Raw genomic sequence first — 18,488 nt, forward strand, 5'->3', positions numbered from 1 at the left:
GAAGGGACAACGCCGCGGATCCGGCCAGGACTTGAGGGCGTACCGGTTCTGACGTGAAGTCTTGACGCCAAACCGCGCCCCCAGTTAACTCAAGGCGTGAGGTAAGTCATAAGTGAACCATGAGAGTCGAGGGACGTTCCATGCGAAGAACCGCCCTGCTCGTCTCCGCCGCCCTCTTCACCACCCTGCTCCCGCTCACCGCGGCCGGCCCCGCGTCCGGCGCCGACGACCCCGCCCCGGTCTCCGTGGACCGCTTCGAGGGCGAGGTACCCTTCGCGCGCCCGCCCGCCGAGGGCCTCTTCACCTGGGGCGGCGACAGCGACGACCCGCCCGCCCTGACGCTGACCGCCCGCGACGACGCGCCCGAGGGCGAGAAGGTGCTCACCGGCGCCTACGACATCAGCGGCTACGGCGGCTTCACCCACGACTTCGCCTCCGCCGAACCCGCCCACGACTGGTCCGCCCACAAGGGGATCCGCTTGTGGTGGGACGGCCGCAACAACGGCAGGAAGATCCCCTTCGAGCTCAAGGACGGCGGCGCCAACGGTGAGGCCTCCGAGCTCTGGACGACGTCGTTCACCGACGACTTCAGCGGCTGGAAACAGATCGAGCTGCCCTTCACCGACTTCACCTATCGCACGGACTACCAGCCCGTCGGCGGCATCGACCACATCCTCGGCCTCACCGAGACCTGGGGCTATTCCGTCACCCTCCCCGTCGGCGGCAAGGGCGAATTCGCCATGGACGGCGTGGAGTTGTACGGCAAGGCCGACCAGTCGCTGCGCGCCTCCGTCACCACCGACGCCGCCGTCCACGCGGTGCGCGAGGGCGGCACGGCGGCCGTGAAGATCTCGGTCGCCACCACCGGGTCCGCCCCGCTCGACGAGCCCGTGACGGTCACGTACGAGACCACGGGCGGCACCGCGGACTCCGGCCAGGACTACACGCCGGTCAGCGGCACGCTCACCTTCCCCACCGGCACCGTCTCCGGCACCTCGCGCACCGTCCGGGTGCCCACCCTCAAGGACCGGTCCGCCGAGCCCGCCGAGACCGTCCCGCTGAAGCTGACGGTCACCGGCGCCAAGGCCCCCGCCGAGACCCCGCAGGTGGTGGTCGACGCGCACGGACTGCCGTATCTGAACCGCGAGTTGCCGGTGAGCAAGCGCGTCGCGGACCTCCTGTCGCGGATGTCCCTGGCGGAGAAGGCCGGGCAGATGACCCAGGCCGAGCGCGGCGCCATCGGCAACGGGGGCGACGTCGCCGCCTACGCCCTCGGCTCGCTGCTCTCCGGCGGCGGTTCGACACCGACGCCCAACACCCCGCAGGCCTGGGCCAGGATGATCGACGGCTTCCAGTTGCGGGCGCAGGCCACCCGCTTCCAGATCCCGCTGATCTACGGCGTCGACGCGGTGCACGGCCACAACAACCTGGCCGGCGCGACGATCATGCCGCACAACATCGGACTCGGCGCGACCCGAGACCCGCGCATCGCCTACCGGGCCGGAGCGGTCACGGCCGCCGAGACCCGGGCCACCGGCATCCCCTGGGACTTCGCGCCCTGCCTGTGCGTGACACGGGACGACCGATGGGGACGGGCGTACGAGTCGTTCGGTGAGGATCCGGCCCTCGTCGAGTCGATGGAGACGATCATCCAGGGCCTCCAGGGCGCCGCGAACGGCAAGGACCTCAAGGACGACGACAAGGTCCTCGCCACCGCCAAGCACTTCGTCGGCGACGGCGGCACCGGCTACGGCTCCTCCACCAACGGCACCTACACCATCGACCAGGGCGTCACCAAGGTCACCCGGCAGCAGCTGGAGGCCGTCCACCTGGCGCCGTACCAGAACGCCGTCGACCGAGGCGTCGGCACGGTCATGCCGTCCTACTCCTCGCTCGACCTCATCGGCGACGGCCAGGGCCCGGTCAAGATGCACGCCCGCGCCGGCATGATCAACGGCGTGCTCAAGGACCGCATGGGCTTCGACGGCTTCGTCATCAGCGACTGGAACGGCATCGACCAGATCCCCGGCGACTACGCGAGCGACGTGCGGACGTCGGTCAACGCCGGCGTCGACATGGTCATGGCCCCCTACGCCTACAAGGACTTCCACTCGGCCCTCGTCGCCGAGGTGCGGGCCGGGCGTGTCAGCGAGCAGCGGATCGACGACGCCGTGTCCCGCATCCTCACCCAGAAGTTCCGGCTGGGGCTCTTCGAGAAGCCGTACGCCGACACGAGCGGCGCGGCGAAGATCGGGTCCGCCGGACACCGGGCCGTGGCACGGCAGGCGGTGGCGGAGTCGCAGGTGCTGCTGAAGAACACCGACGGGCTGCTGCCCCTGAGGAAGTCGCAGAAGGTGTACGTCGCCGGATCCAACGCCGACGACATCGGCAACCAGAGCGGCGGCTGGACGATCACCTGGCAGGGCTCGTCCGGCGACATCACGCCCGGCACGACGATCCTGGAGGCGATGCGTGAGAACTCCGCGCGGCTGACGTACTCCAAGGACGCCTCCGAGGCCCTGACCGGTTACGACGTCGGCGTGGTCGTCGTCGGAGAGACCCCGTACGCCGAGGGCGTCGGTGACGTCGGCAACGGCCATGACCTTCGACTGAGCGCCGCCGACCGGGCCGCCGTGGACAAGGTGTGCGGCGCGATGAGGTGCGCGGTGCTGGTCGTCTCCGGGCGCCCGCAGCTGATCGACGACGAGGCGCTGGCCGGTATCGACGCTCTGGTCGCCTCCTGGCTGCCGGGCACGGAGGGCGACGGCGTCGCGGACGTCCTCTACGGCAGGCGGCCCTTCACCGGACAGCTCCCCGTGACCTGGCCGAAGAGCGAGGCACAGCTGCCGATCAACGTCGGGGACGCGTCGTACGACCCGCGGTTCCCGTACGGCTGGGGCCTGACCACGCTGACCAAGGTGCCCCAGGGCGGTGCCGCGACCCTGAAGGCGCTCGGCATCGCGGCCCGGGCCGCCGAGAAGGCCGGGGCCGAGGAGGCGGGCCGCGCGCTCGTCACCAAGGCACGGCTGATCGTCCAGCGGGAGGCCACCGGCGCGGGGATCACCGAGGCGGTGGCGAAACCCTTCGCCGAAGCCGACCATCTCCTGCTGACGGGCCGGTACGGGGCGGCGGTGGAGAGGCTGAGCGCGGCGTACCGCGCGGCCTGAGCCGCCGTACGGCACGCGGCGGGATGCCGTGGGGCCGCCGGTCCCGGTGGGATTCCAGCCACCGGGACCGGCGCCTTCGCCCGTCCCATCAGGTAGCGTCGAAGTATGAGGACTCCGCTCTTCCGGGGCCTCATGCGCTCGCTGATCGTGCCGGTCGCCGCGGCAATCGCGGTGCTCATGGCAGGCGCGCCCGGCGCACATGCGGCCACGGACCTTTCACAGGTCGCCGAGGCGCTGCGCGACGGTCCCGTGTATGTGGACCCCGACGCCTCGGACCAGTTGTCGTCGGCGGACGCCGAAGCGCTCGCCGACAAGATCGAGGACGCCGACAAGCCGGTCTTCGTCGCCGTCCTCCCCGCCGACCAGCCGACCAAGAACCTCCTGCTGAACCTCCGTACCGAGACCGGTGTCACCGGTCTGTACGGCGTCCGGGTCGGCGATCGCTTCGACGCGGCGGCCGACGCCTCGGTGATGTCCCGGCAGGCGGTGGACAACCTGGTCACCTCCGTGCAGTCCGCCGGTGATCCCAAGGCCCAGCTGAACGACTTCGTCGACGCGGCGCTGCGCAATGTGCGCGGCACGGCACCGGCCAGCTGGAGCGACGGCGGCGGCTCGGGCGTGGACGTCGGCGGTCTGGTCGCCGTCGGGGCGGTGCTGGTGGCGGGCGGCGCGGGCGGATACGCGCTGGTCCGGCGCAACCGGCGGCGCCACGAGCGGGAGCAGCGGGCGGCGCTGGAGAAGCTGCGGGTGGTGGTCGACGAGGACATCACCGCCTTCGGCGAGGAACTGGACCGTCTGGACTTCCACCCGGCGGAGGCCGGCGCCGACGACGCGATGCGCGCGGACTACGAGCGTGCCCTGGACTCCTACGACCAGGCGAAACGGCTGATGGACTCGGCCCGCAAACCTCAGGACGTCAGAGCGGTCAGCCAGGCCTTGGACGACGGCCGCTTCTCCCTCACCCAGCTCGCCGCCCGGCGGGAGCACCAGCCCCTGCCGCAACGCCGGCCGCCGTGCTTCTTCGACCCCCGGCACGGCCCCTCGGTGGCCGACGAGACCTGGACGCCGCCCGGCGGCACCGCCCGCGAGGTCCCGGTCTGCGCGGCCGACCGCACCCGCCTCGCCGACGGCCGCGACCCCGTGATCCGCGAGGTCGACACCGAGTACGGCCGCCGCCCGTACTGGGACGCCGGCCCGGCCTACGGCCCTTGGGCGGGCGGCTACTTCGGCGGCGGCATCCTCCCCGGCCTCCTCATCGGCACCCTGCTCGGCAGCGCGATGGCCACCCCGGCCTACGCGGCCGACTACGGCGCGGGCTACGGCTACGGCACCGGCGGGTACGAGGGCGGCGACGTCTCCGGCGCGGACTTCGACACCGGGGACTTCGGGGGCGGGTTCGACGGCGGAGGGTTCGGCGGCGGGGACTTCGGCGGGGGAGGGTTCTGACGGGACCGGCACGCCGGGTGACAGGACTCCCGGCGCGGCGGTTCAGCGAGGCCGGCCGGTGTTGAGTCGGGCGGCCTGACGGGTCAGGTGGTCGCGCTCGGCGAGGTTGGGGGCCTGCCCGGCCGCCTCGGCATACAGCCGCGCCGCCGTCGTCAGATCGCCGGCGCGTTCGTGGAGGTAGGCCGCCACCGCGGTGTGGCGGGGCAGGGAGTCGTCCAGTGCCGCGAGCGCCGCCAGCCCGGCGCGCGGCCCGTCGGCCTCGCCCACGGCCACCGCCCGGTTGAGCCGGACGACGGGGCTGTCGGTGAGGCGCGCGAGTTCGTCGTACCACTCGACGATCTGCACCCAGTCGGTCTCCTCGGCGGTGGGCGCGTCGGCGTGCAGCGCGGCGACGGCGGCCTGGGCCTGGAACTCGCCGAGGCGGTCGCGGGCCAGGGCCGCCTGCAGGATCTCGACCCCCTCGGCGATCGCCGCGGTGTCCCACCGGCCGCGGTCCTGCTCGGCGAGCGGCACCAGGCTGCCGTCGGACGCGGTCCGGGCGGCGCGCCGGGCGTGGTGCAGCAGCATCAGGGCGAGCAGCCCCCGGACCTCGGGATGGTCGATCGCGGCCGCGAGCTGCCGAGTGAGCCGGATGGCCTCGGCGGCGAGATCGACGTCGCCGGAGTAGCCCTCGTTGAAGACCAGGTAGAGGACGCGCAGCACGGTGGCGACGTCGCCCGGCCGGTCGAACCGCACGCCGGAGACGGTGCGCTTGGCCCGGCTGATGCGCTGCGCCATCGTCGCCTCGGGCACCAGGTACGCCCGGGCGATCTGGCGGGTGGTCAGCCCGCCGACGGCGCGCAGCGTGAGCGCGACCGCGGACGACGGGGTCAGCGACGGGTGGGCGCACAGGAAGTAGAGCTGGAGCGTGTCGTCCGCCGCGGACGCGGGGCCGGGCGCAGGCTCGTCGTCGACGAGGTCCTCCCGCCGGCGGCGGGCCACGTCCGCCCGGGTCGCGTCGAGGAATTTGCGCCAGGCCACGGTGACCAGCCAGCCCTTCGCATCCCGCGGCGGGTCGTCCGGCCACACGCGGACGGCCTCGATCAGTGCGTCCTGCACGGCGTCCTCGGCCGCCGCGAAGTCGGCTCCGCGGCGGACGAGGACGGCGAGCACGCTGGGCGTAAGGCTCCGCAGCAGAGCCTCATCCATGGAAGGCGCAGTCCGAGATGGTGGGCGGCGCGCCCAGGAACGGGCGCAGCTCCAGCCACTCGTGGATCGGCTTCCCGCCCGCCCCGGGAGCGGCGGACAGTTCGCCGGCCAGCTCGACGGCACGCTCGTGGCTGTCGACGTCGATGACCATCCAGCCGGCGATGAGGTCCTTGGTCTCGGCGAACGGGCCGTCGGTGACCGGCGGGCGCCCCTCACCGTCGTACCGGACCCACGTCCCCTCGGGGGCGAGCGCCTGACCGTCGACGAACTCGCCGGTCTTCTCCAGCCGGGCCGCGAAGTCGTTCATGTACTGCACGTGTGCCGAGATCTCCTCCGGCGTCCACTGGTCCATGGGGATGTCGTTCACCGCTGCCGGGGCGCCGCGGTAGTGCTTGAGCAACAGGTACTTGGCCATGGTGGTCTCCTCGGTGCTGTGCGACCCATTGTGGTCGCGCTCACCCCGGGGACGGAGCCGGGCACGGGTTCTCGACATCGTCGCCGGAATTTCTTCCAGCGAGTCCGTGCGAAGGGATCCGAGGCACGGCACGGGCCCGGCGTCCGAGGACACCGGGCCCGTGAAAGTGGCAGGTCGGAACCGCCGGGAGGTCAGAGCGAGGACGCCGCCGAGGCGATCGCGGAGGCGAAGGTGGAGACCTCGGTGTAGACGCCGGGGGCGTTCGGGCGGGCGCAGCCTATGCCCCAGCTGACGATGCCGACCTGGATCCAGGCGTTGCTCGCGTCGCGGCGGAACATCGGGCCGCCGGAGTCGCCCTGGCAGGTGTCGACGCCGCCGGACGGGAGGCCGGCGCAGATCTCCTCGTTGGCGATGAGGCCGCTGTAGCCGCTGTAGGAGCGGCACTGGGCGTCGCTGACGAACGGCACGTTGGCCTTGAGCATGTACCGCTGCTGGGCACCGCCCTCACGGGCCGCGCCCCAGCCGGCCACGGTGAAGGTGCCGGTGTTGTACTGCGAGGTGGTGGCGATCTTCAGCGTCGGCAGGTTGATCGGCTGGGCGAGCTTGATGAGCGCCCAGTCCTTGCCGTCGCCGTTGTAGCCGGGGGCCCGGTACACGTACGTGGAGCGGACCTGCACCCGGCCGCTGGTGGACTGGAGGTCCACGACGCCTGCGGTGGCGGTGATGGAGGTGTTGGCGCCGGTCGAGCCCACACAGTGCGCGGCGGTGAGCACGATCTGCTGGGTGTAGAGCGCGCCGCCACAGCCCATGGAGAGCCGGACCATGAACGGGAACTCGCCCTGCGAGGCACGGGTTCCGCCGACGACGCGCGAGTCGGCGGCCTGCGCGGCCGAGACGGGCTGAAGGCTGACGATCGCGAGAGCGGCGGCGCCGAGGGCCGCGCATCTCTTGAGCGCGGTGAGGAGCTTCTTCAACGTGATGCCTTCCGTGGGGGGTTGGACATGCGAACGTGGAGAAAGCGCTGAAATGTCGGGGGCATGCCAAGCAGGGGAGTGAACGTCTACTGGCATGCGCCGGTCAATTCCTTTGCTGGATTATGGGAATCCTGTGACCGCCCCCACAAGGGGCCAATTCCGGCCATGCCCGTTCAGGCGCGGGGTCCCCCACCCGGGCATCGCCGGGCGTACCGCTCCCCGGCGGCATGCCACCAGCCGGGCGGCGAGGGGCCGTTGACGACACAGGTCGGCTGTTCGGGGTGCAGCCCGAGCCGCCGGAGGGCACCGGCGTTCACCTGGACCGTGATCCACGCACGCCAGTGCCCGTCGGCCCCGGGCGCACACACCCGATCCCAGCGGACCTCGCCCGCTGTGAACGGCATCCAGTCGATCCCGCGGTCACGCAGTCAGGCGCGCGCGGCGGCCAGGGGGTGGAGGCTCCCCTTCTCGATCTCGTACGAGGCGACGGCGACCCAGGCGGAACCGGGGCGGGAGGTGGCGGTCATGCGGACGATGATGCCCGAGCGCGACCCCCGGCCGCGCGCTCATTTCGCCGTGCGGCCAGACCGTGCGCCGAGCCCGCCGTCACCAGCGCCACCGCGACCAGTACGGCACTGACCCACAGCGGCGACCGGTATCCGAGCCCCGCCCCGATCGCCGTACCGCCGAGCCAGGGGCCCAGCGCCGCGCCCACGTTGAACGCGGCCGTCGCGAAGCCGCCGGCCAGGGTGGGGGCGCCCGGCGCGGCGTACAGCGCCTGCGAGATGAGCGTGGACCCGACCCCGAAGGACAGGGCGCCCTGCACGAGGACGAGCCCGAGCGTCACGGCCGGCGTCCCGGCGCCGAGCGCGAAGGCACCCCACCCGAGAAACAGGGCGCCACCGCCCCGGAACAGCACGGCAGCGGCCCGGCGATCGGCGAGCCGGCCCCCGACCCCGACGCCCACGAACGACCCCGCGCCGAACAGCGCGAGCACGACGGGCACCCAGCCGCTCTCCAGTCCCGTCACCCTGGTGACCAGGGGCGCCAGATAGGTGAAGGAGCAGAAGGTGGCCCCGTTCACCAGAGCGCCCAGCAGCAGGGTCAGCCGGAGCCGGGGGCTGCGCAGCGACCGCAGTTCACCCCGTAGCGCGGAACGCTCCGAGTCGGCCGCACCGCCGGGCACGGACCACACCACGGCCACCACGGCGGGCAGGGGCAGCAGCGCCACGGCCCAGAACGCCGCACGCCAGCCCCAGAGTTGACCGAGCAGCGCCCCTGCCGGCACTCCCACCACACAGGCCACTGTGATCCCGCCGAGCAGCGTGGACGTGGCTCGCCCCTTGGCCTCCGGCAACACCATCCGTACGGCCGTGACGAGGGCGACGGCCAGGAACCCGGCGCTGGCGAGCGCGCCGACGACACGGGTGACGACCAGCACGCCGAAGCTGTCGGTCACCGCCCCCACGACATGGACGGCGAGAAACACCGCCAGAAACCCCAGCAGCGCCCCGCGCCGGGACCACCGCCGCGCGAGCCAGGCCATGAGCGGCGCCCCGGCCGCCATCCCCACGGCGAAGGCCGAGGTGAGCGCACCGGCCGAGGGCACGGAGACCCCCAGATCCCGGGCGATGTCCGGCACCAGCCCGGACAGCATGAACTCGGACGTCCCCTGTGCGAACACGGCGACGCCCAGCAGAAGTAGAGCGAACGGCATGAAGAAACTCCGCAACCCGAAGTCGAAGTCGAAAACGGCACGTGGAACGGCCGTCCGGCGGCGGAGTGAGCCCGGAAGCGGAAGTGAACGCTGATCAGCCCGACATCACCTGCGGCCACCGGAGAGCCGGTGGCCGGAGTCTGGAGGCTTCGGGGCTGGACACGGAGGCAGGCTATGCGGGTCCCGCAGCCGGGAGCCACCGGTTTTCGGGCGGGACACATCGCCGCCGCGATGCACGACGCCCACGGCCACGAGGCCGACGAACAGGCCGAGAGCGGTCTGCACGCCGAACGGCTCACCGAACATCAGCGCTCCCCAGACCGCCGTGACCGGGGCCATGAGGAACATCAGCGTATTGACCTCGGTGACCCCGGAGCGCCGCAGGATGATCCAGTACAGCCCGTAGCCGCCGAAGGTGGACAGGGCGACGAGCCAGCCGATCGAGGTCCAGAACGCGGCCTCGGCGGGCGGCTCGGCGGCACCGGTGCTCAGGGCGAACACCGTGAACAGCACGGCGCTGGTGGCGCAGTGGACGGTCATCGCCACGCCGGGCGGGACCGGCGCACGGGAGCGGCTCTCCAGGAACGTGGCCGCCACCAGCGAGAGCATGCCGAGGAACGGGACGAGATAGGCCCACGGGGCGACGCCCGTCGCCGCCCCGGCGTCGGCGGCGGTGACGATGACGACGCCGCTCACCCCCAGGCCCAGACCGAGCCACTGCCGGCGCGAGACGTACTGCCCCAGCAGGGGTCCGGCCAGTGCCCCGGCGACGAGGGGCTGGACCCCGTCGATCAGGGCCGTGGTGCCGCTGGAGACGCCGAGCTGGATCGCGTAGTAGACGGTGAGCAGATAGCCGCTCTGCGACAGCACCCCGATCACGGCCTGCCGTGCGACGTCCCGCGCGGTGAGGCCCCGCCACGCCGCGCGCCCCACCAGGGCGGCGACGCCGATCAGGATCACGGCGAGCGGCAGGAAGCGCCACATCAGGATCGTCACCGCGGGCGCGCTCCCCGCGCCGAGCTTGGCCCCGATGAACCCGGAGCTCCAGCACAGGACGAAGGCGAGGGACAGGAGGGCGTGCACGTCAAGCACCTCCACTAGACCGATCGGTATACATGCTCGTACCAAAAATTATACAGATCGGTATACTTTTGATCCATGGACACCTCAGCGACCCCGCAGCGCGTCACGATGACGCGTGCCGCACGGCGCATCCTGGAGGCCGCCGAGCGGCTGTTCTACGAGCGCGGCATTCATGCCGTCGGCGTGGATCTCATCGCCGCGGAGGCGGGGGTGACCAAGAAGACCCTCTACGACCGCTTCGGCTCCAAGGAGCGGATCGTCGTGGAGTACCTGACGGGCCGCGACGAGCGCTGGCGTGCCTTCCTCGCCCGGTACCTCGACGACCATCTCGACCCGGTGCCCGCGACTCCGCGGGCCCGCGTCCTGGCCGTGTTCGACGCCTCGCGCGCATGGTCGGCGGAGTACGGCTCCAAGGGGTGCAGCATGGTCAACGCCCACGCCGAGATCAGCGACCCCGCCCACCCCGCGTTCCCGGTCATCGCCGGGCAGAAGGAATGGATGCTCTCCCTGTTCACCCGCCTCGCCGGGGACCTCGACCCGGACGCCGCGGACCGCCTGGGCCGGACGCTCATGCTCCTTCACGAGGGGGCCCTCGTGGCCCACGGCCTGAAGGTCTTCCCGGATCCGATCGCGCACGCCCGCGATCAGGCGGCGGCTCTCCTGCCGGTACCGGAAAAGCAGCCATGAGCCCGCCGTCCCGGCCGCCGCGGCGAAGGTGAGCGCTCAAAGCCCCCGGCCTAGACTGAAGGCGGCACGGGGAACGGGAGCCGACCCGGGAGGGCGCGATGTTCCGGCACACGCGACTGCCAGGTGAATCCGCGGAGTACCTCGCCGCCCGCGAGGAACTGCGCCTAGCCGAGATCGAGTTGATGCGCCAGGGCGAGGAAGTCGCCGTCCGTCGGCGCGCTCTCCCGCCGGGGCCGCCGGTCGACGACTACGTCTTCCTGGAAGGCCCCGCCGACCTCGACGCCGGCGACGAACCCGTCCGCGAGGTGAGGCTGAGCGAGCTGTTCACCGCCCCCGAACGGCCGCTGCTCATGTACCAGTTCATGTACGGCAAGGCGGATACCGACCCCTGCCCGATGTGCACCATGTGGATCGACGGCTTCAGCAACATCGGCCACCACGTCACGCGCAATGCCGACTTCGTCATCGCGGCGGCCGCCGACCCGCCCGTCCTGCGGCAGCACGCCCGCAGCCGTGGGTGGCACCGACTGCGGCTGCTGAGCTGCGGCGGCAGCACGTTCAAGTACGACACGGGCAGCGAGGACAAGGATGGCGCACAGGACTCCACCGTTTCCGTGTTCACCCGCGACGCCGACGGCACGCTCCGCCACTTCTACTCCGTGCATCCCCGCATGTCCGACGACATCGGCGAGCGGGGCATCGACCTGCTGGCCCCCGTCTGGAACCTCCTGGACCTGCTCCCGCAGGGACGCGGCGGCTGGTACCCGAGCGTGGCCTACTGACCCGGGATCCGAGCCCGCCGATGGAGGACGGTTTCTGACCTACTTCGCCCCTACGTTTCCGTCATGAGCCCCCACCGCGACCCGGAACCCCGCGCCTTCGCATCAGCCGTCGCCCTCGACACCTGGCTGACCGGCCACCCGGCCCCGCACCCCGGCCTCTGGGTGAAGGTCGCCAAGAAGGACTCCGGAATCCCCTCCGTCACTGCCGCCGAGGTCAATGACGTGGCCCTGTGCCACGGATGGATCACCGGGCAGCGCAAGGGACTCGACGCGTCGTACTACACGCAGCGCATCACCCCGCGCCGGGCCGGCAGCCTCTGGTCGATGGTCAATGTGCGGCGGGTGGCGGAACTGGCCGCCGAAGGGCGGATGCGCCCCTCGGGCCTCGCCGAAGTGGACGCCGCGAAGGCGGACGGGCGGTGGGAGGCGGCGTACGAGTCGCAGCGCAACGCCGAGGTCCCGGACGAGCTGGCCGCGGCGCTGGCGGAGAACCCCCGGGCCACAGCGGCCTTCGAGCAGCTGGGCAGGACCGAGCGCTACCAGCTCATGCTCGGGCTCCTGCGCGCCCGGACCCCACAGAGCCGAGCGGCTCAGGTCGTCGCGATCCTGCGGCAACTGACACAGCGCCGGTGAGTGACGGACTCACCGGCGCCATGCCATCGGGTTGCCTCAGAGAAGGCTCACGCCTTCTTGATCGCCGAGATGTCGAAGTTCAGCTTGATCTTGTCCGAGACCAGCACGCCACCCGTCTCCAGCGCGGCGTTCCAGGTCAGGCCCCACTCGGAGCGCAGGATCTCCGCCTTGCCCTCGAAGCCGACGCGCTCGTTGCCGAACGGGTCCTTCGCGGCGCCGTTGAACTCCAGGTCAATGGTGATCGGCCGGGTGGTGCCGAGGATCTCCAGGTCGCCGGTGATGCGGTAGTCGTCACCGCCGAGCGCCTCCGCCTTGGTGGAGCGGAAGGTCATCACCGGGAACTCCTCGGTCTTGAAGAAGTCCGCGCTCTTGAGGTGTCCGTCACGGTCCGCGGAGCCGGTGTCGATGCTCTCCATCTTGATGTCGAGGGACGCCGTCGACGCCGACGGGTCGTTGCCGTCAAGGTGCAGCGAGCCACTGAAGTCGAGGAACTTGCCCTTGACGTTGGTGACCATGGCGTGCCGCGCCACGAAGCCGAGAGTGGAGTGGGCCGGGTCGATCGTGTAGTCGCCGGTCAGCGCGGCCAGGTCCGGGCTGACGGCGGCGGCAGCGGCCTGGGTGGCGGCGTCGGTGGTGTCCTTGCGGTTGAAGATGCCCATGACGTAACTCCTCGGGAGGTGATGTTGAATCTTGAACTACTCAACGTGGACCACCGTAGACGTATTCCGTTCAGCATTCAACATCCGGACCGTATCTGTGGAACTACCCGCCGTCACGTGATAGGGCATGGACATGACTCCCACGCGCCGTGCCTTCCTGTACGCCGCCGCGCTCGCCGCGACCTTCGCCCACGGCGCCGCGACCCCGGCCCGAGCGGCGGATTCCGACGCGTACGACACCCTCCGCCGGCGCTGGCTCGACATCGCCCTCGGCGAGGGCTATGACCCGGCCGTGGAGCCGTACGCCGCCCGCCTGGCCGAAACCGGCACCCTCGCCCGCGGCTTCCGGGCGACCATGGCCCCCACCGCCGGCTCCCTCTGGCCCGGCCACCCCTTCGACCCGCCCGCCGGCATCACCCAGAGCTACAGCCGCCTGTGGACCATGACCCAGGCCTACGTCCAGCAGGGCACCGGATCCACCGCCGACCCGGCCCTCCTCGCCGACGTCCTGCGCGGCCTCGACCACCTCGCCGCCACCGTCTACAACCCCTCCACCACGCGCTACGGCAACTGGTGGGAATGGCAGATCGGCAGCCCTCGCCTGCTGACGGACATCACGGCCGCCCTGTACGACCACCTCACCGCGGCCCGGATCGACGCGGCCTGCGCGGCCGTCGACCACTTCATCCCGGACGCGATGCTCACCGACTACTCCGGCACCTCCACCGGCGCCAACCGCGTCGACCTGTGCCGCAGCGTCGCCCTGCGCGGCATCCTAGGCCGGGCACCGGCGAAGATCGCCCTCGCGCGGGACGCGCTCTCGCCGGTCTTCCCGTACGTCACGAAGGGCGATGGCCTGCACGCCGACGGCTCCTTCGTGCAGCACACCTGGGTCGCCTACTCCGGCACCTACGGCCAGGTCCTCCTCGACGGCCTCGGCCGCCTCTTCGCGCTGCTCGCCGGATCCGAGTGGGAGGTGACGGACCCGAACAGGCAGATCGTCCTCGACAGCGTCGAGCGCGCCTACGCGCCCCTCATCCACGACGGGTTGGCGATGGACAGCGTCAACGGCCGTGCCATCAGCCGGGGTTACCTCAAGAGCGACGACCGGCAGGTCATGCGGAGCGACCACTACCACGGACAGGGCATCATCGCCGCGATCGCCCTGCTCGCGGGCGGCGCGAGCGAGGCGGAACGGGAGCGCTGGTACGGCCGGGTCAAAGGATGGATCGAACGGGACACCGTCACACCGATCTTGAGGGCCCGTCAGTTCGACGTGGGGGACCTCGCCCGAATGCACACCGCCGCCGCGGCACCGGTCGCCGCCGCGCCCGAACCCGCCGGCCATCACCTCTTCGCCGCGATGGACCGGGCGGTGCACCGCCGGCCGCGCTTCGTCGCGAACATCGCCATGGCCAGTGACCGCATCGCCCACTACGAGTGCGGCAACGGCGAGAACCCGCGCGGCTGGCACACCGGCGCCGGGATGCTCTCCTGGTGGGCGGAGGGCCTGGGTGATCAGTACACGGACTGGTACTGGCCGACCGTCGACTGGTACCGCCTTCCCGGTACGACCGTCTCCACGCTCCGCCTCCCCGACAAGGCGGGCGGCGAGTGGGGCGTGCCCAAGCCCGCCGTGCGCTGGGTCGGCGGCGCGACCGACGGGGAGTACGCGGCGGTCGGGCAGCACCTGAAGGGCCTGGGATCGACACTCGAAGCCCGGAAGTCGTGGTTCTGCGTCGAGGACACCGTGATCTGCCTCGGCGCCGGGATCACCTGCGCCGACGGCGTCCCCGTCGAGACCGTCGTCGACAACCGCAACCTGGGGGAGGGCGGCACCCCGGCCCTCCTGCGCGGCCGAGGATGGGCCCACCTGGCGGGCCACGGCGGCTGGGTCGTGCCGTACGGCGAACTGCGCACCCTGCGCGAGGACCGCACCGGCGCCTGGGCCGACATCAACACCACCGGCACCGCCGAGCGCCGCACCCGCCGCTGGCAGACCCTCTGGCTGGACCACGGCACGGACCCGACCGACGCGGCCTACGTCTATCTGCTCATGCCCGGCGCCGGCCGCGACGAGGTGGCCGACCGCGCCGCCGACCGGAAGTGGCTGTCGGTTCTCGCCAACGACGACATGTGCCAGGCCGTCCGCGTCCCCTCCGAGGGCCTCACGGCCGCCAACTTCTGGCAGCCGGGCACGGCCGGCCCGCTCACCGCCTCCGCCGGCGCGAGTGTGCTGCTCCGCCACGGGGGCCGTACCGCTACGCTCTGCGTGAGCGAGCCGCCCCGCACGGGCGAGCCGCTGGAGATCGTCTGGGACCATCCCGTTCGGCGGGTTCTGAGGGCGGACGACTCGGTCGAGGTCCTCGCGACAGGACGCCGACTGCGGGTCCGTGTCACTCCGGGGATGGTATGCGCGACCCATCGATGTGAGGTGACTCTCGCTTGACGGCTTTGTGCGACCTCCACAACCCGCAGGCCCTCTGAGCAGTCGGAAAGGCTGCATGCGGTCCGGGTTCTGTTCAGGGGTACCAGTAAATGGGTCCGGAGACTGTACGGAGTCAACGGCTCGCTTTCGCGCGCGTCCTTCGTAAGGTCGCTACATGACCGTTTTGGATGAGGCACCGGGTGAGCCGATCGACGCCCGCGGGCGGACGGCCGAGCTGCACGAGATTCGTGCGCAGGCGCTGGCCGGCCCGAGCGAGAAGGCGACCACGGCTCAGCACGCCAAGGGCAAGCTGACCGCCCGGGAGCGCATCGAGCTGCTCCTGGACCCGGGTTCCTTCCGGGAGATCGAGCAACTGCGCCGGCACCGGGCCCAGGGCTTCGGCCTGGAGGCCAAGAAGCCGTACACCGACGGTGTCATCACCGGCTGGGGCACGGTGGAGGGCCGTACGGTCTTCGTCTACGCCCATGACTTCCGCATCTTCGGCGGCGCGCTGGGCGAGGCCCACGCCACGAAGATCCACAAGATCATGGACATGGCCATCGCGGCGGGCGCGCCGCTGGTCTCCCTGAACGACGGTGCGGGCGCCCGTATCCAGGAGGGTGTCTCGGCCCTCGCCGGCTACGGCGGCATCTTCCAGCGCAACACCAAGGCGTCCGGCGTCATCCCGCAGATCTCGGTCATGCTCGGCCCGTGCGCGGGCGGCGCTGCGTACTCGCCCGCCCTGACGGACTTCGTCTTCATGGTCCGCGAGACCTCGCAGATGTTCATCACCGGCCCCGACGTGGTCAAGGCGGTGACGGGCGAGGAGATCACCCAGAACGGCCTGGGCGGCGCGGACGTGCACGCCGAGACGAGCGGCGTCTGCCACTTCGCCTACGACGACGAGGAGACGTGCATCGCCGAGGTGCGCTACCTCATCTCGCTGCTCCCGCAGAACAACCGTGAGAACCCGCCCCGGGTGGAGCCCGCGGACGCGGCGGACCGGCGCAGCGAGGCGCTGCTCGACCTGGTCCCGGCGGACGGCAACCGGCCGTACGACATGGCCAAGGTCATCGAGGAGATCGTCGACGACGGCGAGTACCTGGAGGTCCACGAGCGCTGGGCGCGGAACATCATCTGCGCTCTGGCCCGCCTCGACGGCCAGGTGGTCGGCATCGTCGCCAACCAGCCGCAGGTGCTCGCCGGTGTCCTGGACATCGAGGCGTCGGAAAAAGCTGCGCGCTTTGTCCAGATGTGTGACGCTTTTAACATCCCGATCGTCACTTTCCTGGACGTCCCCGGGTTCCTTCCGGGTGTCGACCAGGAGCACGGCGGAATCATCCGCCACGGCGCGAAGCTGCTCTACGCCTACTGCAACGCGACCGTCCCCCGGATCTCCCTGATCCTGCGCAAGGCGTACGGAGGCGCGTACATCGTCATGGACAGCCAGTCCATCGGTGCGGACCTCACCTATGCCTGGCCGACGAACGAGATCGCCGTGATGGGCGCGGAGGGTGCGGCCAACGTCATCTTCCGCCGCCAGATCGCCGAGGCGGAGGACCCCGAGGTCATGCGGGCCCGCATGGTCAAGGAGTACAAGTCCGAGCTCATGCACCCCTACTACGCGGCCGAGCGGGGCCTGGTCGACGACGTGATCGACCCCGCCGAGACCCGCGAAGTACTCGTCAAGTCCCTGGCGATGCTCCACACCAAGCACGCCGACCTGCCGTCCCGCAAGCACGGCAACCCCCCGCAGTAACCCACCGGTACCGCTGCGGAAACCTCTTCCACGGAGACTGACACCCATGAACCTCCCTGATATCCGCGTCGAGAAGGGCCACGCCGAGCCCGAGGAAGTCGCCGCCATCACGGCGATCCTGCTCGCGCGTGCCGCCGCCCAGCCGACCGACATCGCCCCGGCCCACCGCGGCCGCGCCAAGGCCGGCTGGCGCCGCCTGGAGCGCGAGCCGGGCTTCCGCGCCCCGCACAGCTGGCGCTGACACCGAACATGAAGAAGGGGCCCCTCTCGAAGGAGAGGGGCCCCTTCCGCGCCCCTGGGGGCGCGGGGAACTGCGCGACCGGCCACCCGGCCACCCGCAGACGGCCAACAACCGTCCCAGGCGGCCCGGTGGCCGCACATCCACTACCGCAACCGTGCCATCAATGCGTGCTCGACCAGCGTGATCAGCGCTGACTTCGCGTCAGCCCGATGCCGGGCATCCGTCGTGATGATCGGAGTGTCAGGCCCGATCTGCAGAGCCTCCCGCACCTCATCGGGGTTGTACGGCTGGTTCCCGTCGAACCCGTTGAGCGCGATGACAAAAGGCAGACCCGAGTTCTCGAAGTAGTCCACCGCAGGGAAGCAGTCGGCGAGGCGCCTCGTGTCAACGAGGACGATCGCGCCGATGGCGCCGCGCACGAGGTCGTCCCACATGAACCAGAAGCGGTCCTGGCCGGGTGTACCGAAGAGGTACAGGATCAGGTCCTGGTCCAGGGTGATACGGCCGAAGTCCATGGCCACCGTGGTGGTGGTCTTGTCTCCGGTGTGGGTGAGGTCGTCGATGCCCGCGCTCGCGGACGTCATGACGGCCTCGGTGCGCAGCGGGTTGATCTCCGAGACGGCGCCGACGAACGTGGTCTTGCCCACGCCGAAGCCGCCCGCCACCACGATCTTCGCTGAGGTGGTGGAGCGGGAAGGACCGCCGCTAGAGCTTGCGAAGTCCACTGAGCACCCTTTCGAGCAGTGTCACGTCTGGCTGGCCGCCGGCGTTCTCGTCGCCGCCGGGCTGATGAATGGCGACCAGGCCTGCCTCCGCCAAGTCGGCGACGAGGATCCTGGCCACGCCGAGAGGGATCGTCAGGAGGGCGGAGACTTCCGCCACCGACTTGATCTCGCGGCAGAGGTTGCAGATCCGCTGATGCTCGGGCAGCTGGCCCTGCATCTGGTGCGGCTGCGCGGTGGTGTGCACCAGTGCCTCGATGGCGAGCTGGTAGCGCGGGCGCGTCCGGCCGCCGGTCATGGCGTACGGGCGCACCAGGGGGTTGTTCGACGCCCCGGCGGGCGCCGGCTCAGGGGTGCGTCGCTGCGGCTGCACCGGCTGGATGCGCGGGGCCGGCGGCTGGTCGTACGGCGAGGGTCCGGGACCCTGGGGTGCGTACGGCTGCCGCTGGCTCGGTGTGGAGGGGAAGTTGTAACGGTTCGGGTTCTGGGAACCGTCGTTGTGACCCTGGCCAGGGCCGTACGACCAATTACCGGACGATGAACCGCCTGGGGGTGTTGCCACTTTCTCTCCTCCTCCGACTGTGCCT

Annotated in this window: 17 protein-coding genes; 8 read left to right on the top strand and 9 right to left on the bottom strand. The window is 71.1% G+C overall.

The genetic code is table 11. The annotated features are described in order from the left end of the window. Positions 1 to 140 precede the first annotated feature (140 nt). Positions 141 to 3,167, top strand: coding sequence for a glycoside hydrolase family 3 N-terminal domain-containing protein (locus ACFQ6S_RS27695; protein WP_383415247.1), 3,027 nt, complete (start codon positions 141 to 143; stop codon positions 3,165 to 3,167). A 105-nt stretch (positions 3,168 to 3,272) separates the two neighbouring features. Next, a complete protein-coding gene (locus ACFQ6S_RS27700) occupies positions 3,273 to 4,613 on the top strand; it encodes a hypothetical protein (RefSeq protein WP_383415249.1) in 1,341 nt (446 codons plus the stop codon). A 42-nt stretch (positions 4,614 to 4,655) separates the two neighbouring features. Here the strand turns inward: ACFQ6S_RS27700 and ACFQ6S_RS27705 are convergent, their stop codons facing one another. The 6 genes from ACFQ6S_RS27705 to ACFQ6S_RS27730 form a co-directional block, all read right to left on the bottom strand. After that, a complete protein-coding gene (locus ACFQ6S_RS27705) occupies positions 4,656 to 5,801 on the bottom strand; it encodes an RNA polymerase sigma factor (protein ID WP_383415252.1) in 1,146 nt (381 codons plus the stop codon). Then, a complete protein-coding gene (locus tag ACFQ6S_RS27710) occupies positions 5,794 to 6,216 on the bottom strand; it encodes a YciI family protein (protein WP_383415255.1) in 423 nt (140 codons plus the stop codon). The genes ACFQ6S_RS27705 and ACFQ6S_RS27710 overlap by 8 nt, the downstream gene beginning before the upstream one ends. Positions 6,217 to 6,407: 191 nt before the next feature. Continuing rightward, positions 6,408 to 7,190: a serine protease gene (locus ACFQ6S_RS27715; RefSeq protein WP_383415258.1), complete on the bottom strand. Its 783-nt coding sequence runs from the start codon at positions 7,188 to 7,190 to the stop codon at positions 6,408 to 6,410. A 173-nt stretch (positions 7,191 to 7,363) separates the two neighbouring features. Continuing rightward, positions 7,364 to 7,594 (bottom strand): hypothetical protein, encoded by a 231-nt coding sequence (locus ACFQ6S_RS27720; protein ID WP_383415261.1) that lies wholly within the window; start codon positions 7,592 to 7,594, stop codon positions 7,364 to 7,366. A gap of 119 nt (positions 7,595 to 7,713) precedes the next feature. Then, on the bottom strand, positions 7,714 to 8,907 hold the full coding sequence (locus ACFQ6S_RS27725) for a Cmx/CmrA family chloramphenicol efflux MFS transporter (protein ID WP_383415264.1): 1,194 nt from the start codon (positions 8,905 to 8,907) through the stop codon (positions 7,714 to 7,716). Positions 8,908 to 9,012: 105 nt separating this feature from the next. After that, complete coding sequence (locus tag ACFQ6S_RS27730; protein WP_383415266.1) at positions 9,013 to 9,990, bottom strand: DMT family transporter; 978 nt, start codon at positions 9,988 to 9,990, stop codon at positions 9,013 to 9,015. A 75-nt stretch (positions 9,991 to 10,065) separates the two neighbouring features. Here ACFQ6S_RS27730 and ACFQ6S_RS27735 point away from each other — a divergent pair, with 75 nt between their 5' ends. The 3 genes from ACFQ6S_RS27735 to ACFQ6S_RS27745 all read left to right on the top strand — a co-directional run bounded on the left by ACFQ6S_RS27735 (position 10,066) and on the right by ACFQ6S_RS27745 (position 12,092). After that, complete coding sequence (locus ACFQ6S_RS27735; protein ID WP_383415269.1) at positions 10,066 to 10,677, top strand: TetR/AcrR family transcriptional regulator; 612 nt, start codon at positions 10,066 to 10,068, stop codon at positions 10,675 to 10,677. Between the two features lie 98 nt (positions 10,678 to 10,775). Further along, positions 10,776 to 11,459 (top strand): DUF899 family protein, encoded by a 684-nt coding sequence (locus ACFQ6S_RS27740; RefSeq protein ID WP_383415272.1) that lies wholly within the window; start codon positions 10,776 to 10,778, stop codon positions 11,457 to 11,459. A gap of 63 nt (positions 11,460 to 11,522) precedes the next feature. Continuing rightward, the gene (locus ACFQ6S_RS27745) at positions 11,523 to 12,092 is read left to right on the top strand and encodes a YdeI family protein (RefSeq protein WP_383415274.1); all 570 of its coding nucleotides are present in this window, start codon (positions 11,523 to 11,525) and stop codon (positions 12,090 to 12,092) included. Positions 12,093 to 12,139: 47 nt separating this feature from the next. On the opposite strand, the gene ACFQ6S_RS27750 is transcribed toward ACFQ6S_RS27745, so the two are convergent. Further along, entirely contained in the window at positions 12,140 to 12,751 is a 612-nt protein-coding gene (locus ACFQ6S_RS27750) for a YceI family protein (RefSeq protein WP_383415277.1), read from the bottom strand. A gap of 127 nt (positions 12,752 to 12,878) precedes the next feature. On the opposite strand from ACFQ6S_RS27750, the gene ACFQ6S_RS27755 reads away from it, so the two are divergent. From ACFQ6S_RS27755 to ACFQ6S_RS27765, 3 genes are all read left to right on the top strand, one after another. After that, positions 12,879 to 15,200 (top strand): polysaccharide lyase 8 family protein, encoded by a 2,322-nt coding sequence (locus ACFQ6S_RS27755; protein ID WP_383415280.1) that lies wholly within the window; start codon positions 12,879 to 12,881, stop codon positions 15,198 to 15,200. Positions 15,201 to 15,354: 154 nt separating this feature from the next. Further along, positions 15,355 to 16,938 (top strand): acyl-CoA carboxylase subunit beta, encoded by a 1,584-nt coding sequence (locus ACFQ6S_RS27760; RefSeq protein ID WP_383415283.1) that lies wholly within the window; start codon positions 15,355 to 15,357, stop codon positions 16,936 to 16,938. A 46-nt stretch (positions 16,939 to 16,984) separates the two neighbouring features. Further along, positions 16,985 to 17,179: an acyl-CoA carboxylase subunit epsilon gene (locus ACFQ6S_RS27765; protein ID WP_383415285.1), complete on the top strand. Its 195-nt coding sequence runs from the start codon at positions 16,985 to 16,987 to the stop codon at positions 17,177 to 17,179. 143 nt (positions 17,180 to 17,322) lie between these two features. Here ACFQ6S_RS27765 and ACFQ6S_RS27770 read toward each other — a convergent pair whose 3' ends face one another. Together ACFQ6S_RS27770 and ACFQ6S_RS27775 are read right to left on the bottom strand one after the other, a co-directional pair. Next, a complete protein-coding gene (locus ACFQ6S_RS27770) occupies positions 17,323 to 17,904 on the bottom strand; it encodes an ATP/GTP-binding protein (RefSeq protein ID WP_026248371.1) in 582 nt (193 codons plus the stop codon). Continuing rightward, positions 17,885 to 18,463: a DUF742 domain-containing protein gene (locus ACFQ6S_RS27775; RefSeq protein ID WP_383415288.1), complete on the bottom strand. Its 579-nt coding sequence runs from the start codon at positions 18,461 to 18,463 to the stop codon at positions 17,885 to 17,887. Before ACFQ6S_RS27775 ends, ACFQ6S_RS27770 begins: the two co-directional genes overlap by 20 nt. Between the last annotated feature and the right edge of the window lie 25 nt (positions 18,464 to 18,488).

The sequence above is a fragment of the Streptomyces sp. NPDC056479 genome (assembly GCF_042795335.1).
GTDB lineage: Bacteria > Actinomycetota > Actinomycetes > Streptomycetales > Streptomycetaceae > Streptomyces.